We start from the raw sequence: 18,157 nt of genomic DNA, 5'->3' as shown, positions 1-18,157 counted from the left end.
TCAGCAAACATTTTGGGGGGCTGCAAAATTATTAAACATGTTTCCCTTACTGTGAAAAAGGGAGAGCGAATCGGGATCATCGGCCCAAATGGAGCGGGAAAAACGACGTTTTTCAATTTGCTGACAGGGGATCTCCTTCCGACTGGCGGGAAGATTTACTATAAAGGGAAGGAGATCACCCGCATGCCGAACTTCCGCAGGGCGCAAGCGGGGATTGTGCGCACGTTTCAGAAAAACAACTTATTGAATGAACTGACCGTGCTTGACAACTTGCTGTTAGTGTTGCAACGAAAGCGGGGGATGGCCAACATTTGGTTCAAGCCGAGAAACGCCCGTCGGTGGCTGGCGCTGTTTGAGGAGGCAGAGCACTTGCTGCAAACGTGGGGGCTTGCGGACATAGCCAATGAACGGGTGAAAACGTTGTCGTATGGCGAACAGCGGCAAGTGGAAATCTTGCTTGGCATTGCAATGGAGCCGGACGTGCTGTTACTTGATGAACCGACGGCGGGCATATCTCAAGCCGAAACGAACTACATCGCCGAGCTGCTTCGGCAGTTGCCAAAGGATATTACGATGATGGTGATTGAACACGATCTTGATGTTGTGTTCGGCTTGGCAGAACGGATGATTGTGCTGTACAACGGTTCCATTTTCATCGACGGGGCCCCTGAAGAGGTGCGAAGCGACGAACGGGTCAACGACATTTATATCGGGAAGGAGAAGGCGGCTGGTGCTTCATATTTCTAATTTAAATGCTTTTTACGAAGATAGCCATATTCTTCACAATGTTTCATTAACGGTCGAAAGGGGAAAAGTAACCGTTCTATTGGGCCGGAACGGGATGGGAAAGACGACGACGATTCACTCGATTATGGGGATGGTTCCGGCTCGGACAGGGAAGATTGTCTTGGAGCAGATCGAGATCCAGGATAAGGCGAGCTTTCAAGTGTCGCGGCTGGGGGTTGCCCTCGTTCCGCAAGGGAGACGAGTATTTCCGAATTTAACCGTGAGAGAAAACTTAATGACTACCTACCGTCCGGTGGAAGGCGGATGGACGCTCGAGAACATTTACGCCATGTTCCCGCGCCTGAAGGAAAGGGAGTCATCGATGGGCGGAGATTTAAGCGGCGGAGAGCAGCAAATGCTTTCGATCGGCAGGGCGTTGCTGACCAATCCGAAAGTGCTGCTTCTTGATGAGCCGTCAGAAGGATTGTCGCCGCTCATGGTGCGGGAGGTGGCGGAAATCATTCGACAGTTGAAACAACAAGGGCTAACGATCTTTTTGGTCGAGCAAAACTTAGCGATGGCGTTGGAGCTGGCTGATTTTGTCTACATTTTAAATAAAGGGTCCGTCGTATTTGGCGGAGCGCCGGACGAGTTGGATGCCCACGTCAAAAACAAGTATTTGCTGTTGAGCTCTTAGCTTGGCCGGTGCCATATTGATGCTGTATACCGATCCGCGTCAAGCCATAACCTTGGTTGGTGCCATTTTCCTCTCTCGCTGCCGGTTCGGCATGTTCGCCCGTTTGGCGGGCCCAACGGCAGCTGATCCGCCCGTTTCGCAACAGGCAAGTTGGTGGAGTAAAGGTCCACAAGAAAGCCTGGAAGATCTGTTCCGTTGGATCTTTCAGGCTTTTTTGCGGCTAAAATCATTCAGTTGACCGGCATCGACAGCAGACAGGGGATTGCAGACAGATGGCTACTCGTTCGAAACGCACGATCGTTTGTAAGCTGACCAAAGAAGCTGGGGACTGTCAAAGGGATGGCTCATTCAACCAAAACATCATCCGGTGAGCTCAGCAAAGATGAGAAAACAAACGCGGAGAAAAACGGCGAAATAATGGGGCTGTTGAGCATCGAAAAGATGAACCGGACGAGAGGGCCGGCCCTAATACATATTGAGAGCGGTTTTGACGCGCTTGATCTCTTTTTTGTTTTCAAACAGCTCTTCGACCAAAATGTTTTGGCCGTTGGCGACGTCGGTGAGCCGTTTGTCCATGTCGGCCACTTGCTGGCTTAATTGGCTGAGTTGTTCATTGGTTTGCTGCACTTGTTTGGTGAGTTGCTCGACTTGCACATGGGTTTGCTCCACTTGTTTGTTCAATTGCTGCACTTGTCCGCCGAGCTGCTGTACTTGCTCGTTCGTTTGCTGCATCTGTTTGCTAAGCTGTCCGACTTGTTCGTTTGTCTGTTGGAGCTGATCGGCGAGTTCTTTAATGGCTTGCCAAATCATTTCATTTGAGATGGTTCCCATTCGACAATCTCCTTTCCGGTTCGATTCTTTTTCTATTATACATGACAAAAGAAGGAAACCATAGAGGAAAAATGACGAAAATTTTTTCTTTGCGGCGCGCCCCCTCGATGTGATATAACAAAAGAATGTCAACAGCACAAACAGTGGAGGATGGGGACTGTGATCCGTGTCAGCCATTTGCATAAATCGTTCCGCGTCCATCGCCGCGAAGCGGGATGGCTTGAGGCGGCGCGCAGTTTATGGCGGCGCGACTACCGCGTCATTGAGGCGGTGAAGGACGTTTCGTTTACGATTGAAAAAGGGGAGATTGTCGGTTTTTTAGGGCCAAACGGGGCGGGGAAAACGACGACGATGAAAATGCTTGCCGGCCTGTTGCATCCGACATCAGGAGAGATCACGGTCGGCGGGTTTGTGCCGTTTGAACAAAAGCGAGAGTTTAAAAAAATGATGAGCTTGGTGATGGGGCAAAAAAGCCAGCTCATTTGGGACATTCCGCCAATGGAGACGTTTTTGGTCAATAAAGCGATTTATGACATCGACGATCGGTCGTTCCGCCAGACGCTCGAGGAATTGACGGAACTGCTCGACTTGGCGCCGCTGTTGGACAAGCCGACGCGCAGTCTGTCGCTCGGGCAGCGGATGCGCTGCGAGCTGGCGGCGGCGCTTTTGCATCGGCCGCAAGTGTTGTTTTTGGATGAGCCGACGATCGGGCTTGACGTTCATACGCAAGAAAACGTGCGTCGCTTTATCGTTGACTACAATCGGGAGCACGAGACGACGATTTTGTTGACGTCGCATTACATGGGTGATGTCGCAGCGCTTTGCGACCGGGTGATGATCATCAACTACGGGCGATTGATTTACGACGGGGAACTGTCAGTGCTGACGGAGAAGCTGGCGCCGTACAAGCGGTTGGAAGTCCGGTTTTCACGGGTTCCGGACATGGATTGGGGAGAGTATGGAGAAGTGGCGGAAATCGAAGAAGGAACAGTCGTATTGCGGGTGGCGCGCGAGAAGGCGGCGGGGACAGCAGCGCGGTTATTAGAGCGGTTTGATGTCCGCGACATCAATATTGAAGACCCGCCGCTTGAGGAAGTGATTACGCGCGCGTTTCAGGAGGAGCGTGTATGATTCGCAAATATATCGCTTTGTTGCGGATGAAATACATCGAAATGCTCGCGTATCGACTCGCGACGTTCGTCTGGATGACCGGTGCGATCACGCAGCCGCTCATTACGATGTTTGTCTGGATGAACATTCATCCGGAAGAGAGCGATTCGTTTGTCTTTTATTTTATGGCCGTCATTTTTGTCGAACGAATGACGAGCGCGTGGGATGTATGGGAGTTGGACCGTGAAATTCGTGAAGGGACGTTTTCGAATTTGCTGCTTAGGCCGCTTCATCCGATCCATTGGGCGATCGCGGAAAATATCGTCTACAAATGGCTGTTTGCCGTCATTTTAGTGCCTGTCTGGGTAGTGGCAGCGACATTTTGGCCGGCGCTTCGTCCTCACATGACGGCAAGTCAAATCATGTTGTTTTTGATGGCAGTTGTATTGGGCGCGGCGCTTCGTTTTTTGCTTAGTTACTCGTGCGGGTTGCTTGCGTTTTGGATGACGAAAGTGGCGGCTGTGTACGGCGTGATCGACGTCATTTCGTTGTTTTTGTCAGGACGGATCGCGCCGCTCGAGATGCTTCCGCCGGCGCTTCGCGAATGGAGCGAATGGCTGCCGTTCCGCTATATGATCAGTTTTCCGATCGAAATCGCCACCGGGGCGGCGGATGGAGGAGAGTTGGCGCGCGGCTTTGCGATCGCCGCCGGGTGGATGATTGCGCTGATTGGTGCTTTGCAATGGCTGTGGAAAGCGGGGATGAGAAAAAATCAGGCGGTAGGTGGGTGAACATGCGGCGATACGGGCGGGTGTTCCGCGAGTTTTTCCGCGCTTGTTTGGTCGAGGAAATGGAATACAGGAGCGAATTTTTCGGCAATTTTATCGCCAGCTTTTTTGGCGTCGGCATCGCCCTGCTCACCGTCCATATCTTTTTTTACCAGACGGATCGCTTAGGCGGCTGGACGTATGGGGAGGTGCTTGTGCTGCTCGGCGTTTTTAATACGCTGCGCGGATTCATTGACTTTGCGCTCCGCCCGAACATGCCGCGGCTGCTTGAGCATGTCAGGCGCGGCACGCTCGATTATATTTTGACGAAGCCGGTCGACAGCATGTTTTACGTCAGCTTCCGCCACCTTGTCTTTTGGCGGCTGATCGATGTGGCGCTTGGCATCGGCGTCATCGGCTTCGGCTTGTATGTCGAACGCTACGTGCCATCGGCGGCCGACGTATGCATGTTTCTGATCGTGATGGTCGCTTCTCTTTTGCTCATTTATTCGCTATGGATGATGTTGATGACGACCTCGTTTTGGGTCGTGCGCATCGATGACTTGTCGTTTATTTTCGATTCGTTTTTTGATACGGCCCGCTTTCCCGGCAGCATGTACCGCGGGGCGGTGCGGTTGGTGATTACCTACATCTTGCCGGCGGTGTTGATCACCAATACGCCGGCTTTGGCGCTGCTTGGAAAATGGCGCATCCCGACAGCGCTGGCGGCTTTGGCTGCGGCCATTCTCTTTTTATGGCTGGCCCGTCGCTTTTGGCGGTTTGCCTTGCGCTTTTACACCGGGGCAGGCGGGTGAGGAAACGGCTCCCTAGACGGGGGCTTTTTTTTCTTTAGTCATGGCTATTTGGCCAAGATATCGACGGTGATCGGCAGTATATCGACGAGCATCATGCCGCTCGATTCGCTTCTGGCCGCCATGAATAATGGAAAAGCGTTTCAGTGCTGATGACCTGTGCGTTCGGTCGACTGTCTCTTTCTTTGCATTGGCTTAGGATGTCTCCTTTCGCCGACGGCTCCCACAGCCATTTTTTTATGTTGATGGTTGGGCGACGGAAAGAATGGAACAGAGAAGGGAGGATGATGGTTTCTTTGCTTTCCTACTCATTGACTTTTACGTCAACGTCAATTAAAATAAAATTCAGAATATTGATTCTAGAAAAGGGATGGCCATGCACTATTTCACCATTTCCGATTTGGCGCAAGAGTTTGATGTGAGCACACGGACGATCCGCTATTATGAAGAACGTGGATTGCTCTCCCCAATCCGGACCGAGTCAGGGCAGCGGCTGTATACGAAAAAGGAGCGGGCGAAACTCAAGCTCATTTTGCGCGGCAAACGGTTCGGCTTTTCGCTTGACGAAATCCATGAGATGATTTCGCTGTTTGATGAGGACCGAACGGGGAAGAAACAGCTTGAAAAAACGGTCGAATACGGACGGCGGAAATTGAAGGAGGTGAGCGAGCGGATTGAGGATTTGCAGCAGCTGAAGGCGGAGATGGAAGCGATGCTTTCTGACTTTGAAAAGCGATTGCGAGAATGGGAGGAATCAGACGGATGAACATTTCAGAACTGCTCGCCCGCAATGCGAGAAAATTTCCCGACAAGACGGCGATCATCGAGGGGGAAACGGAGCTTTCATACGCCGAGGTCGACCGCATCGTCAATCGCTTGGCCTCATCATTGGCTCGGCTTGGCGTCGGTCGCGGCGATAAAGTCGCGCTGTATATGCCCAATACCAAGGAGTTTGCCATTTCGTACTTTGCCGTTTTGCGCCTTGGCGCGGTTGTTGTGCCGATCAACGCCCGTCTTACGGCGGCGGAAGTGCAGTACATTCTCAGCCATAGCGAGGCGAAGGGGCTTATCGCTCATGATTCGGTGCATCAAGTGCTCGCCCCGCTTGTCGGTGGAAGCGATGGAATCTGGGTGAAGACGGGGAAGGCGGAAGGCGGCTGGCTGTCGCTCGAGGAGTTGATTGATTCGGGTGATCCAGAAGAGATCGTCTGCCGAGCCAAAGGAGATGATGAGGCGACGATTTTGTATACGTCGGGGACAACGGGGCGGCCGAAAGGGGTGTTGTTCACCCATCGCAATGTCATCACGGTCGCGGATATGATCGTGATCGAAACGAAAATCGACCGTCAAAGCCGCCTGCTGCATCTCATGCCGCTCAGCCACTCGGCGCCGCTTCATTTGTTTTTCATAGGCGGCACGTACGTCGGTGCGACCCATGTCCTGGCTCCTTTCTTTTCTCCGGATGCCTTGCTTGAACTCGTTGAGCGCCATAAGATCACCCACTTTTTCGGCGCGCCAGTGGCGTATTTGTTGACGGCGAAGCATCCGCGGTTTGACGAATACGACCTTTCTTCCGTCCGCTGTTGGATGTACGGAGGGGCGCCGCTGTCTCGCAAGGAAGTGCGGTTTGTCGCCAGCCGTTTTGGCGCCGGGCGGATGATGTGTTTATACGGTTTGACCGAAGCCGGCCCGAACGGGACGTACTTGTCTCCCGAGGAGCATGGCGAAAAAGCAGGGAGCGTCGGCCGGTATGCCGCTCTTCATTGCGAGGTGGCCATCGTCGATGAGGACGGACAGGAAGTTGCGCCCGGCGAGGTCGGGGAGATCGTGCTGCGCGGGGAGAGCATCATGAAAGGATACTACAAGGACGAAGAAAAAACGAATGAAGTGATCAAAGGCGGCTGGCTGTACACCGGCGATTTGGCGCGCCGCGATGAAGACGGCTACATTTGGATCGTCGACCGGAAAAAAGATGTCATCATTTCCGGCGGTGTCAACATTTATCCAAAGGAAGTCGAAGATGTGCTGCGAACGCATCCGGCGATCGCCGATGTTGCCGTGATCGGCGTGCCGCATCCGGAGTGGGGCGAAACGGCAAAAGCGTTTGTTGTATTGAGCCAACCGCTCGAACCGCTTGCGGAGGAATGTAAGCGCTTCCTATCTGACAAGCTGGCTGGCTATAAAATTCCGCGTCTGTATGAGGCGATCGCTGAATTGCCGCGCAATGCGACGGGAAAAGTGTTGAAACAAGTGCTGCGGACGCGGGAGACGACGGCGCAGGGAGCACAGGGACGATAAGAAGAGGGGAAAGGGGAGAGACGATGAAACCGCTTTATGAAGTCGATCCGAATTTGTTGGCGAATTTGAAACGGCATTTGGATGACGAATTGTATCGGTATGCGGAAGAAAAGCTCGCGTCGTTTTACGAATTTTGCTTGACGGACGTTGACCGCCGCGCCGTGCACACCGACCGCGAAGGGCAGCCGCGCCTCATTAAGTACGACCGGTTTGGAAACGACATTTCTGAAGTGTGGGTGAACGAAGGATACGAGCAGACGGCAAAACAGACGTACGAAACGGGGATTGTCGGCTATGTGCACAAGCCGATTCCCGAGCTTGGGAGAAAAGGAAACTATGTTTATTCATATGCCCAAGGGTATATCTTATCCCAAGCAGAGCCTGGGTTTTACTGCCCGGTGACGCTGACGATGGCGACCGCCTATGTGCTCGAGCATTTTGCCGATGAAAAGCTGAAGGCGACGTATTTGCCCCATGTCATCTCCACCGGGGAAGTCGAGTTGTACGAAGGGGCGACGTTTTTAACCGAGCGCCAAGGAGGGTCGGACGTTGGCGCCAATGCGGTGCGCGCCGTGCCGTGCGGCGATCATTATAAGTTATACGGGGAAAAATATTTTGCCAGCAATGCCGGCCGCTGCGGCGTGGCGCTCGTGTTGGCGCGCATCGACGGGAGCGGGCCGGGGACGAAAGGGCTGAGCTTGTTCCTTGTCCCGTGGCGCAAAGAAGATGGGACGTTAAACGGCATCTCGATTCGCCGCCTGAAAGACAAGTTAGGCGTGCGCGCCGTGCCGTCCGCCGAAGTCGTGTTTGACGGCGCCAAGGCGTATGTCGTCGGCGATCCGGCGAAAGGCTTCTATTATATGATGGAAGCGCTCAATTTGTCGCGCGTCTGCAATGCGGTCGCCTCGGTCGGCATCATGAAGCGGGCGCTTGAAGAGGCGAAACAATACGCTGAGCGACGCACTGCCTTTGGCCATGTCTTGACGGATTACCCGATGGTGCGCGAGACGCTTGCCAATTTGACGGCGAGACAGGAAGTGGAAACGAGCGCCTGCTTTGACATGATCGCCTTGTTTGACCGCGTCATGGCCGCGCCGCATGAAGCGAACGAGGCGGAGAAAGCATGGCTCAGGCTTCTGATTGCGCTCCTTAAGATGCGCACCGCCGAAGAGGCGATCGCGTTCAGCCATGAGGCGATTGAAATGCATGGAGGCAACGGGTATATTGAAGATTTTGTCACGCCACGCCTGTTGCGCGATGCGCAAGTGCTGACGGTTTGGGAGGGGACGGCGAACATTTTGGCGCTCGAGGTGCTGCGTTTGATGCGCAAATATCGCATCCACGAACGGTTTGCCGCCGAGATGCAGGAGCGCCTTGAGCGTTTGGCAGCTGACGTGAAGCCGCTCGCCCGCCCGGTCGAAGAAGGGCTTAAGGAATGGGGGGCAGCACTGGCGCGTCTTAACGGCCAGTCGGAAGAGGTCCAGACGTTCCATGCGAAAGCGATCGCCAATCGGATGTGCGATCTGTATTTGAGCATCATCGCCCTTGAACGCGGGCAAGAAAACGAACGGAACAGGCTGATCGCTGAGCTGTTTTTGCGCCATGTTTGGGAGCGCGGGCTCGTCGATGAACGCATGACGTCGGTGCGTGAGTTTGACTTGATCGTCAGATGTAAAGGAGCGTCTGCCCCGCTTGCCCATTCGTAAATTGGCGGCATGAAGCGGGCCGTGGGTGAAAGGGATGTTCGTTTTGGGCGGACATCTCTTTTGATTGCCAAATGAGCAATTGAACAAGTAGGATGAAAGAAAGGGAAAAACAAGAAGGGGGAAATGCGCATGGAATTGGTGCGCACGCCTCGCCGGACGAAACGGCGCGTTTGGGTTTCGGCGGCCATTGGCGTTGTTATTTTGGGGTTGCTCGCCTGCGTCGGTTTGTCCGTTTATGTCGGCTGGCAGCTGACGCATAAACCGCGCGAGCCGATTACCATGACGCCGAAAGACTATGGCATGGCGTATGAAAGTGCGACATTTACAAGCAAAGATGGGAAAACGGCGCTCGAAGGCTGGATCATTCCGCCTAAAGGAGCGGCGAAGATGACGGTCATTTTTGCCCATGGGTATGCCGGCAACCGGATTCAGAAAAACGTGCCGTTTTTGCCGCTCGCCAAGCGGCTTGTTGACAAAGGGTATCGAATCATCTTGTTTGACTTTCGTGCGAGCGGTGAGTCGGAAGGCGATATGATTACGATCGGCGTCAAAGAGAAAGACGATCTGCTTGGCGTCATCGATTACGCGAAGCGGCACTATCGCGAGCCAGTCGCCTTATACGGCGTTTCGATGGGAGCGGCGACATCGATCTTGGCGGCGGCAGAAGACAATGACGTGCGCGGGGTGATTGCGGACAGCCCGTTCAGCGACCTCGAATCGTATTTGCGAGCCAATATGCCGGTATGGACGCATCTGCCGAACGTGCCGTTTACGTATTTGATTTTGGCGATCGTTCCGGCGCTGGCCGATTTGGATCTAGGCGTGTCTTCGCCCATCCATGCCGTCGATCGTGTCGCGCCGAGGCCGATTTTGTTCATTCACAGCAAAGACGACCGTTCGATTCCGTATGAAGAAAGCGTAAAACTGTACAAAACCCATCCGGATGCGTTTCAGCTATGGCTGACGGACAAAGCGGATCATGTCAAAAGTTTCTCGTTGTACGGCGACCAATACGTGAGCCGCATGCTTTCTTTTTTACAGTCGCTTGAATGACAGAGGCTAGAAAAATAGATTTGATCGTGTACAGCACAACAAAAACTATATATAATGAAAAATAGTGGAACGGCTTCGGCAGTTCCTTCTTTTTTGTGCCGTTTAAGAAGATGAGATGAAAACGGGGGGGGGACAGCGTCGGGCCATGGACAAATACAAGGAGCATTTTTGGCGCAATATTCGTTCCAAATTGGAACAATGGGAGCGGGCGGAAACAATTACGTATGAAGATGTGCATCGGTTTTTCCATAACATTGCGGGCACAGCGGCGGTGATTGGCATGGAAGAGCTTGGAGAAAAAGCGCGGCGTCTGCTGAAGCGGCTTGAGTCAGAAAGGGAACAAGCATGGACGCCTGCGGCTTTGAAGGAGCATGTGTACGAACTGATGCATTGGTATTACGATGAGACGTATCGCGACATTCCACCTCATTTTTCGCTTTCGAAAGCGGCGGTCGAGGAAGCGCCATTGGTCTTGATGATTGATGACGACCCGCTCTTTCTTATGTTTATGAAAGAGCATATGGAAAAAACAGGTTGGCATATTGTCACTGTCGCCCAACCGGAAAAGGCGGTCGCGCAATTTTATGAGGTGAAGCCCGACTGTATTGTCATCGATGTCCATATGAACGGAACGGACGGGTTGATTGTCCTTAAAGAATTGAAAGCGGCGCTTGGCCCACAATTTGTTCCAACCGTCATCATCAGCGCCGATGATCGTGAAGAGGTGCGCCTGCAAAGTTATGCATTGGGCGCTGACGATTTTATAGTCAAACCGTTTTCGTTATCCGAATTTCTGATTCGCGTGAATCGGCTGGTTGAGCGGAAAAGGCAGTTGGAAGCTCTTTTGCTTGTCGACGAATTGACCCGATTATACAACCGCAAATATTTGCCTGAGGCCTACCGCCAGTTCGAAAGCGAGCGGGAGCGACATGGGGATCCGTATTGCATTGCATTGCTTGATCTTGATCATTTTAAAAAGATTAACGATCAGTACGGCCATCTAGTCGGAGATGAAGTGTTGCGTGAATTTGCGGCGCTTCTTCGGAACGGAACACGGCCCAATGACTTGGCGTTTCGCTTCGGCGGTGAGGAATTTCTTCTCTTTTTGCCGAAAACACCGCAACAAGACGCGATCGAAGTCATTGAGCGGCTTCGCGACCAATTTCGCTCCCGCTCTTTTTCTGGGGGGAACAAAGTGTTTCATTGCACCTTTTCTTGTGGAATCGTGGAAGTAAACGCAGGGGGAGCGGTGCTTGATGATTGGCTTGAGCAGGCGGACGCGGCGCTGTATGCGGCCAAAAACGGCGGGCGTGATCGGACGGTGGTTGCCGAAAAGCTCGACGGCAGACAGCAACGAAAAACCGTGAAAATGGCGATTGTTGACGATGATGTGATTGTTCGCACGATTGTGGCAGATCTTCTTGATCACATTGCCCGGGATCGGAAAGAGCAGTGTGAAGTGCGGGCGTTTGCGGATGGGTTGTCGTTTGTCGAATCATCGTGGCACGAGGACCGTTCGCCATGCCTTGTCATTTTGGATGGAGTGATGCCCAAAATGGACGGGCTTGAGGTATTGCGCCGTCTTCGCAGCCGACGCGATGCCTCACGGTATAGAATCATTATGTTGACCATGCGGCAAAGTGAAGAAGATATCGCGCGAGCGCTTCAGTTGGGAGCGGATGATTATATAACGAAGCCGTTTAAACGGCTTGAGCTCGAGGCGCGGGTCAGCCGATTGCTGAAACGGATGTAGAGTTGTGTCGACCGTTCTATGCCCTTGTGGGATAACCCCCGTTGGGCATCGGGGAGAGTGGAGAAGGATTTGCCTTTGGCCGGCAAGGGGAGAAGCAGGGGGGAGGAAGAACGATTGAAACGGATTTTGCTTGTTGAGGATGAAGATGTGTTGCGCATGTTGGCAGTCGATTTGTTGACCGATGAAGGGCATCAAGTGGACGAAGCGGTGGACGGAGCAGAGGCGCTCGTTCGGCTGCGCGAACGCGATTATGATTTGGTGGTGCTGGATTATATGCTGCCGTTTTATAGCGGTGTTGAGGTGCTCGAACATGTTCGTCGTGACTGTCCCGGGAAACAGCCCAGCAAGTTGAGCTGGAGCAAGCACTGGCGATGGCTGAGCGCCGCGAACAGGAGCTGAAGCGACGCAACGCTCTCATTAAAGGCATAGCGCAATCTCTTGATAAGAAGGAAGTATTAAACAGCATCATCGATCGTTTGTGCGCCATCATGAAGGCGGAACGGGGCATTATCGTCGCGATGGATGATGAGCGGACGCATGCTTCGTTCGGTTTATCAGCGATGAGTGTTCAGCGGTTTTTGCACCAGCTGTACAACGGCCTTGAACACCGTCTGCTCGAGACGAAGCGTGCATTTGCGGTGCGCTGCGAGCTGCCGATGTTTGAACGCGGTTACCATGATGGGCCGCTGTATTCGCACGATTTGTTTGTCCCCGTGTTATCGCCAAGCGATGACATAGAGGCCATCATCGTCTTAAGTCGGTTGGGGGCGGCCTTTACGGATGAGGAAGCGGCCGAGGCAGAGCAGCTTGGCAGGCATATTTCGATTTCTTTGCAAAAGCTAGCTTTGTATGAAGAAGCAGAAAAAGACCGCCGTCTGGCAGAAGAGATTTTCAATCATTTGCATCAAGGCATTCAGCTTGTCGACCTTCAAGGAACGAACAAGCTCATGAACGGGCGGATGAAAGAATGGTTCGGCGCCGCGGCCAACGGATGGCACGAGATGCCGTACGCCGAATGGAAGCAGCAGCTTTGCGCGTTGGTCGTCGATGGAAGACCGCTTGGCGCTTTTCTTGATCAAGCCGTGTTTGGACCAGCGGATGAGTTATCGGTCATGACGTATGAGCTGAAAGAAAAGCGGGCGGTGATGGAAGTGTATGCTGCGCCGCTTTATCGCGGGGGAGCGAAATTTGGCACGATTTTTGTCCATCGCGATATCACCAAGCAGGCGGAAGTGGATCGGATGAAGTCTGAGCTGGTCAGCACGGTCAGCCATGAATTGCGGACGCCGCTTGCGGGCATTCTCGGTTTGGCGGAGTTGTTGCTGAACAAACCGCTTGCGCCGGAACGGCAGCGAAAATATTTGACCGCCATTGGCCAAGAAGCGGAGCGGCTGATGGCTTTGATCAATGATTTTCTCGATGTGCAGCGCATGGAAGCCGGTCGGCAAACGTATCGTTGGGAGCCGGTTGATCTTGTTCCGATCATGGAAAAAATCATCGACGCCGAAAAAATGGGTACGGATATTCATACGTTTTCCGTCTCGGTCGAGACAAAGCGGACGATGATCCGCGGCGACAGAGAGCGTTTGCGGCAGCTGTTTACGAACTTAGTTCATAATGCGGTGAAATATTCTCCAAACGGTGGAGCCGTTGTGATCCGGTTGTATGAACATAGCGGCTGCCTGTGCGTCGATGTGCAAGATGAAGGGCTTGGCATCCCGGCGGAAGCGTTGCCGCATATTTTTGAGAAGTTTTTCCGCGTTGATAACTCCGATCGCCGCCGCATCGGCGGAACAGGGCTCGGCTTGACGATCGTCAAAGAAATTGCGAAAGCGCACGGCGGTGAGGTAACCGTCGTTTCGGAAGAGAAAAAAGAAGCACGTTTACGGTTCGGTTTCCTCTGGCGCCGTTGCCGCAAGAGGTGAACTGATGCTCTTTTTCATTAGGTGGCCGGATTTCCCTCTCGGCCGCTTTTTTTGTAAACTGATAAGGAAAGGAATGGGATCATCTAGAAGGCTGGTGAAAAATTAGTTTTTTGCTCAAACCGTCGTTATTTGATCAAAAAGGAGAACAGATTAGGAACACTTACCCTTTCAGCACATGAGTGTACATGGGAAGAGCGTTGTTGACAGTTTGATGGTAGAAGATGGTTTATTTCCATCGAGCTAATGAGAAGAAGGGGGAAAAGGCATGTGCGGGCGGTTTACCTTAACTGTTGATTTGTTGGCGTTGCAGGATCGATTTCACTTCCGTTATCAAGGTTCGCTTACGCCCCGGTTCAACATCGCCCCGGGTCAAGATGTGTTGACCATCGTCGCGGAAGGGGGAGAAAGAGTCGGGAAAATGATGCGCTGGGTGCTTGTGCCGTTTTGGGCGAAAGATGCCCGCATCGGCGCCAAGATGATCAACGCCCGGGCGGAAACAGTCGATGAGAAGGCGAGTTTCCGCCATGCGTTCAAGCGGCGGCGCTGTTTGATTTTAGCCGATGGATTTTTCGAATGGAAAAAGGAAGGAACGAAAAAAGTGCCGTACCGGTTTACCCTCAAAACGGGCGAGCCGTTTGCGTTCGCTGGATTGTGGGAGCGCTGGGAGGGAGCGAGCGATCCGATTGAGACGTGCGCGATCATCACGACAAAGGCGAACGAGCTCATCGCCCCCATTCACGATCGGATGCCGGTCATGTTGCCTTACGAGCGGCATGACGACTGGCTTGATCCGCGCTTGGATGACAGCGAGTATTTGAAATCGTTGTTGTCGCCGTATCCGAGCGGCGAGATGCGCATGTACGAAGTGGCGCCGCTGGTCAACTCGTCGAAAAACGACGTGATCGCCTGCATCGAGCCGGTCGACAGCCGGTCAATGGAGGGAACGTGATGCATCCTGTCATCTTATTTGATGGCGATTGCCTGTTTTGCCATGTGAGCGCGCACTGGATCGCCGCACGCGACCGCCAGGCGGTGTTCCGCTTTGCGGCGCAACAGAGCATCGTTGGCCAAGCGTTGCTGGCAAAGAAGGAGATGTCAGCAGAAGACAGCGTCGTCCTCATCGAGAACGGATGCTGTTATGTAAAATCCGACGCTGTCCTGCGCATCGGCCGGCGTCTAGCTTGGCCGTGGAATTGGCTGGCAGCGGCTGGGTTTCTCATCCCTCGGCTGTTGCGCGATCATATGTATGACGCGATTGCCAATCGTCGGCATCGTCTCGTTCCAAAGCGTGATCATTGCCAGCTGCCGCCTCCTGAACTGCGGGCTCGTTTTCTTGATGAATTACCGCAGTGAAGAAGGAAAATACGCCCGTTTGTCGTATTGAAAAGGGAAAGAAACGAGGGAGGGGAAATGGGCATGACAAGCGGAACAACACGATGGCTTGATGATTGCACGCCTCGGGCGCTTGAGCGTTTTGCCGATGAATTGATCGCTATGGCCGAGCAAAGGGAGGACGAGGCCCGGCGCCGGTTTTACGAAGGGATGGCGGTGGCGGCGAAACTCATCGCGCTCCGTTGGGAAGGAAAATGTGCCTATATTGATGATTATTTGCTTGATAATGTATACGAGGCGTTGGCTATCTTCTCATTGGAAAAACTTGAGGAAACGCTGGCCTTGGAGGCCGAAGAGATGCATGGCGACGGCCGCTGCTCATTTTGTCTCAAAGAAAAACCAAGGCTGGCCAAAGGTCCGCTGGCGGCGATTTGCGACGATTGCCTGCAGTTTGGTCTGGAAGTGATCGCCAAGCAGCCGTAATCGAGGCGGCGGTCATCGCGAAGGCGATGACCGTCGTTTTTCGGCAAAATTGATAAGCGAATATGACAAGGCGCAAGACGGCGTTGATCTTCTCCCCCTTACTTGCCTACGGTGGAAACGAGGTTTTTCATGGTGAAGATATGATAGAAGATACGAGGATGGTGTGGCAGTGGCGCGTCCCCGCTGTTGGTGTTGCTTCAATCTCCATTTCGGTTTTCCTCCTTAATTGTTTACTTGTTGGCTTTGGCGGTTGCCTTCTGCAGCTCAAGGAAAACGTTTCGGCACGTCTTTCCTTATGAAAACATTGTACATCAAACATAGCAGTGGAAATCGAAAGGGGAAAAGAACATGATTCCGATCGTAACATCTGATGAAATGTACGCCATCGACCGAGAAGTGACGGAGCGGATCGGCATCAGCGCTGATTCATTGATGGAAAACGCCGGGCAGGCGCTGTTTTCAGCGCTGAAAGAACGAATTCCACGCACCGCTGACGTGGTGGTGCTTGCCGGGGCAGGCAACAACGGCGGGGATGGGTTTGTTGTTGCCCGCATGTTGAAAAGCTACGGCTACGAAACCGATGTATGGCTCGTTCCACCAAAGGAAAAGGTGAAAGGAGCGGCGCGCACCGCACTTGAGGTGTACGAGCGGTCCGGGTATTCGTGGATTCCGTATGAAGGGAATGAACGAGAGTTTGCGATGCGTGCGCCGCACTACGACGTGATCATTGATGCGCTCCTTGGCATCGGCGTGAAAGGTGAGGTTCGTTCTCCGTATCAAGAAATCATTGAACAAGTGAACCGCTCGCGGGCTGTTGTGTACGCAATCGATGTTCCAAGCGGGGTGCCGGCTGATGGCGGTGATGTCGCCGTAGCCGTTCGAGCGGATGTGACATTCACCATTCAATGCCCAAAGCTTGGGGCGTACACATTCCCAGCGGCCGATTATTACGGGGAGCTTGCTGTTGTGGATATCGGCATTCCGCCGCTCGTGGTCAAAACGAATGCAGCCTGTCGGTTCGTGTGGGAGCGAAGCGATGTCATGGGGACGATGCCAAAGCGGAAGCGGTTCTCTCATAAAGGAACGTACGGCAAACTGCTTGTTGTCGGCGGGTCACAGGCGATGGCCGGAGCGGTGACGCTCGCCGCCAAAGCGGCGCTGCGAAGTGGGGCCGGACTTGTGACTATGGCTGTTCCGGAAACGGTGTACGAAGCGGTTGCCAATCGGGTGCCCGAGGCGATGTGTAGACCGTGGCCGGCCGAGGGGGGAGCGTTTGCCGGAGCGGCCGATTGGGACGGGCTGGATGTCGATGCGCTCGCCGTTGGACCAGGAATGGGGAGAACGGAAGGGGTGCGCCGTCTTGTTGGGGAGTTGGTGCAAAAGCCGATGCCCCTTATCCTCGATGCCGATGCCCTATTTTTCTGGGATGATTACGCCGAACAGGTGCGCCGCCGAAGCGCGCCGACGGTCATCACTCCGCATCCGGGGGAAATGGCGCGCATCGTCCGTCGCTCCATTCGCGAGGTGGAGCACGACCGCTTTGGGGTATCCAAGCGGTTGGCGATGGAATATGGCGTATATGTCGTGTTGAAAGGGCCGTATACGATTGTTACGGCACCGGATGGATCGCAATATGTCAACACGACCGGAAACCCGGCTTTGGCGAAAGGCGGCAGCGGTGACGTGTTAACGGGCATCGTGGCGGCGTTTTTGTTGCAGCACGAGGCGGTGCAGCCTGCGGTGAGCAATGCTGTTTTCGTGCATGGAAAGGCTGCTGATTGGCTTGTTCAACACGGTCATTCGCCCTGGGATGTATTGGCGTCGGACGTTGTGGATGCCTTGCCGGCTGTGCTCGCTTCGCTGACGTGATCAACCGGCCCATTGAAAGGGACAATGGGGGATGAACACGATTCCAGCCGGTTTGCGATGACCGGCTGGCGTTGTCTTTTTCCTGCGCATAAGGCATGTGGTTCGGGCGCAAACTTTACCGCTGAGGCCGTATTTGCGGCTGCAGCTGTAATCGTTGGTTTATCAGCCGACAATCTTCCACTGATCGCTGGGCTGCGCCCTTCACGCGCTTGAAGCGGGAGTCTTCTTTCGAAACGATGATCAACGTTGCGGAAAGGCGGAAGTTCCATTTTTGGACAAACATGGATATCATGAATGTAGAAATAGAAGAAGGGAGATGGGAGTCATGCCGCAATTTGTTTGGCTCGAGACGGAGGAGGAAGTAAGAAGCGCTTTTCCGGTCATGCGGGAGCTGCGCACTCATTTGGATGAAGAAACGTATGTCGCGCTTGTGCGTGAAGCGCAAGAAAAAGAAGGGTATAAGCTTGCGGCGTTATATGATCAGGACAAAATGGTTGCCGTTGTCGGATTCATGCCGATGATCACGCTCTATAACGGCCGTTTTATTTGGGTTTGCGATTTGGTCACGACATCAGCCGAACGTTCGAAAGGGTATGGAAAAGCGTTGCTGTCGCATGTGCACGAATGGGCGAAGGAGCACGGCTACGGGATTGTCTCGCTGTCATCCGGCCTGCAACGGGTTGACGCCCATCGCTTCTATGAGGAAAAAATGGAATATCAAAAAGTGAGTTATGTGTTTTTGAAACGCTTATCGATTTGAATCCGACGGCGTCCGTTCAGCGGGCGCTTTTCATT

Annotated in this window: 18 protein-coding genes; 17 read left to right on the top strand and 1 reads right to left on the bottom strand. The window is 53.4% G+C overall.

The annotated features are described in order from the left end of the window. Positions 1–51 precede the first annotated feature (51 nt). A complete protein-coding gene (locus GC56T3_RS10645) occupies positions 52–747 on the top strand; it encodes an ABC transporter ATP-binding protein (protein ID WP_369769985.1) in 696 nt (231 codons plus the stop codon). Then, a complete protein-coding gene (locus GC56T3_RS10640) occupies positions 731–1,423 on the top strand; it encodes an ABC transporter ATP-binding protein (protein ID WP_013145520.1) in 693 nt (230 codons plus the stop codon). Before GC56T3_RS10645 ends, GC56T3_RS10640 begins: the two co-directional genes overlap by 17 nt. Before the next feature lie 465 nt (positions 1,424–1,888). Here the strand turns inward: GC56T3_RS10640 and GC56T3_RS10635 are convergent, their stop codons facing one another. Then, positions 1,889–2,254 (bottom strand): hypothetical protein, encoded by a 366-nt coding sequence (locus tag GC56T3_RS10635; protein ID WP_013145519.1) that lies wholly within the window; start codon positions 2,252–2,254, stop codon positions 1,889–1,891. A gap of 159 nt (positions 2,255–2,413) precedes the next feature. Between GC56T3_RS10635 and GC56T3_RS10630 the strand changes: the two genes are divergently transcribed. The 15 genes from GC56T3_RS10630 (at position 2,414) to GC56T3_RS10560 (ending at position 18,122) form a co-directional block, all read left to right on the top strand. After that, the gene (locus GC56T3_RS10630) at positions 2,414–3,385 is read left to right on the top strand and encodes an ATP-binding cassette domain-containing protein (protein ID WP_013145518.1); all 972 of its coding nucleotides are present in this window, start codon (positions 2,414–2,416) and stop codon (positions 3,383–3,385) included. Beyond that, the gene (locus GC56T3_RS10625; RefSeq protein WP_013145517.1) at positions 3,382–4,155 is read left to right on the top strand and encodes an ABC-2 family transporter protein; all 774 of its coding nucleotides are present in this window, start codon (positions 3,382–3,384) and stop codon (positions 4,153–4,155) included. Before GC56T3_RS10630 ends, GC56T3_RS10625 begins: the two co-directional genes overlap by 4 nt. Positions 4,156–4,157: 2 nt before the next feature. Beyond that, on the top strand, positions 4,158–4,946 hold the full coding sequence (locus GC56T3_RS10620; protein WP_013145516.1) for an ABC transporter permease: 789 nt from the start codon (positions 4,158–4,160) through the stop codon (positions 4,944–4,946). Positions 4,947–5,319: 373 nt separating this feature from the next. After that, the gene (locus GC56T3_RS10615; RefSeq protein WP_013145515.1) at positions 5,320–5,709 is read left to right on the top strand and encodes a MerR family DNA-binding transcriptional regulator; all 390 of its coding nucleotides are present in this window, start codon (positions 5,320–5,322) and stop codon (positions 5,707–5,709) included. After that, positions 5,706–7,241: a class I adenylate-forming enzyme family protein gene (locus GC56T3_RS10610; protein WP_013145514.1), complete on the top strand. Its 1,536-nt coding sequence runs from the start codon at positions 5,706–5,708 to the stop codon at positions 7,239–7,241. The genes GC56T3_RS10615 and GC56T3_RS10610 overlap by 4 nt, the downstream gene beginning before the upstream one ends. A 23-nt stretch (positions 7,242–7,264) precedes the next feature. Then, entirely contained in the window at positions 7,265–8,947 is a 1,683-nt protein-coding gene (locus GC56T3_RS10605) for an acyl-CoA dehydrogenase family protein (RefSeq protein ID WP_013145513.1), read from the top strand. Positions 8,948–9,070: 123 nt separating this feature from the next. Next, complete coding sequence (locus GC56T3_RS10600; RefSeq protein ID WP_013145512.1) at positions 9,071–10,000, top strand: alpha/beta hydrolase; 930 nt, start codon at positions 9,071–9,073, stop codon at positions 9,998–10,000. A 145-nt stretch (positions 10,001–10,145) separates the two neighbouring features. Continuing rightward, positions 10,146–11,753, top strand: a complete 1,608-nt coding sequence (locus tag GC56T3_RS10595; protein WP_013145511.1) for a diguanylate cyclase — start codon at positions 10,146–10,148, stop codon at positions 11,751–11,753. Positions 11,754–11,867: 114 nt separating this feature from the next. Beyond that, positions 11,868–12,152 carry a response regulator gene (locus GC56T3_RS10590; RefSeq protein WP_015731693.1) on the top strand — a complete coding sequence of 95 codons (285 nt, stop codon included), beginning with the start codon at positions 11,868–11,870 and terminating at the stop codon, positions 12,150–12,152. After that, positions 12,125–13,678: an ATP-binding protein gene (locus tag GC56T3_RS10585; RefSeq protein ID WP_049775748.1), complete on the top strand. Its 1,554-nt coding sequence runs from the start codon at positions 12,125–12,127 to the stop codon at positions 13,676–13,678. Before GC56T3_RS10590 ends, GC56T3_RS10585 begins: the two co-directional genes overlap by 28 nt. Before the next feature lie 265 nt (positions 13,679–13,943). Further along, a complete protein-coding gene (locus GC56T3_RS10580; protein ID WP_013145510.1) occupies positions 13,944–14,627 on the top strand; it encodes an SOS response-associated peptidase in 684 nt (227 codons plus the stop codon). After that, positions 14,627–15,031, top strand: a complete 405-nt coding sequence (locus GC56T3_RS10575) for a thiol-disulfide oxidoreductase DCC family protein (RefSeq protein WP_013145509.1) — start codon at positions 14,627–14,629, stop codon at positions 15,029–15,031. Before GC56T3_RS10580 ends, GC56T3_RS10575 begins: the two co-directional genes overlap by 1 nt. Positions 15,032–15,094: 63 nt before the next feature. Continuing rightward, positions 15,095–15,493, top strand: coding sequence for a hypothetical protein (locus tag GC56T3_RS10570; protein WP_013145508.1), 399 nt, complete (start codon positions 15,095–15,097; stop codon positions 15,491–15,493). 348 nt (positions 15,494–15,841) lie between these two features. Further along, positions 15,842–17,362, top strand: coding sequence for a bifunctional ADP-dependent NAD(P)H-hydrate dehydratase/NAD(P)H-hydrate epimerase (locus GC56T3_RS10565; protein WP_013145507.1), 1,521 nt, complete (start codon positions 15,842–15,844; stop codon positions 17,360–17,362). 271 nt (positions 17,363–17,633) lie between these two features. Beyond that, entirely contained in the window at positions 17,634–18,122 is a 489-nt protein-coding gene (locus GC56T3_RS10560; protein ID WP_119877459.1) for a GNAT family N-acetyltransferase, read from the top strand. The last annotated feature ends 35 nt before the right edge of the window (positions 18,123–18,157 follow it).

The sequence above is a fragment of the Geobacillus sp. C56-T3 genome (assembly GCF_000092445.1).
Classification (GTDB): Bacteria; Bacillota; Bacilli; order Bacillales; family Anoxybacillaceae; genus Geobacillus; species Geobacillus thermoleovorans.
The sequence above is the reverse complement of the archived record's forward strand: the minus strand, read 5'-3'. Positions and strand labels throughout refer to the sequence as shown.

Bases quoted from the DNA above. Each gene is read 5' to 3' on its own strand.
- GC56T3_RS10610 (WP_013145514.1), top strand. From the start codon at position 5,706: ATGAACATTTCAGAACTGCTCGCCCGCAATGCGAGAAAATTTCCCGAC.
- GC56T3_RS10605 (WP_013145513.1), top strand. From the start codon at position 7,265: ATGAAACCGCTTTATGAAGTCGATCCGAATTTGTTGGCGAATTTGAAA.
- GC56T3_RS10615 (WP_013145515.1), top strand. From the start codon at position 5,320: ATGCACTATTTCACCATTTCCGATTTGGCGCAAGAGTTTGATGTGAGC.
- GC56T3_RS10575 (WP_013145509.1), top strand. From the start codon at position 14,627: ATGCATCCTGTCATCTTATTTGATGGCGATTGCCTGTTTTGCCATGTG.
- GC56T3_RS10580 (WP_013145510.1), top strand. From the start codon at position 13,944: ATGTGCGGGCGGTTTACCTTAACTGTTGATTTGTTGGCGTTGCAGGAT.
- GC56T3_RS10600 (WP_013145512.1), top strand. From the start codon at position 9,071: ATGCGCATGGAATTGGTGCGCACGCCTCGCCGGACGAAACGGCGCGTT.
- GC56T3_RS10570 (WP_013145508.1), top strand. From the start codon at position 15,095: ATGACAAGCGGAACAACACGATGGCTTGATGATTGCACGCCTCGGGCG.
- GC56T3_RS10625 (WP_013145517.1), top strand. From the start codon at position 3,382: ATGATTCGCAAATATATCGCTTTGTTGCGGATGAAATACATCGAAATG.
- GC56T3_RS10620 (WP_013145516.1), top strand. From the start codon at position 4,158: ATGCGGCGATACGGGCGGGTGTTCCGCGAGTTTTTCCGCGCTTGTTTG.
- GC56T3_RS10635 (WP_013145519.1), bottom strand. From the start codon at position 2,254: ATGGGAACCATCTCAAATGAAATGATTTGGCAAGCCATTAAAGAACTC.
- GC56T3_RS10585 (WP_049775748.1), top strand. From the start codon at position 12,125: ATGGCTGAGCGCCGCGAACAGGAGCTGAAGCGACGCAACGCTCTCATT.
- GC56T3_RS10565 (WP_013145507.1), top strand. From the start codon at position 15,842: ATGATTCCGATCGTAACATCTGATGAAATGTACGCCATCGACCGAGAA.
- GC56T3_RS10595 (WP_013145511.1), top strand. From the start codon at position 10,146: ATGGACAAATACAAGGAGCATTTTTGGCGCAATATTCGTTCCAAATTG.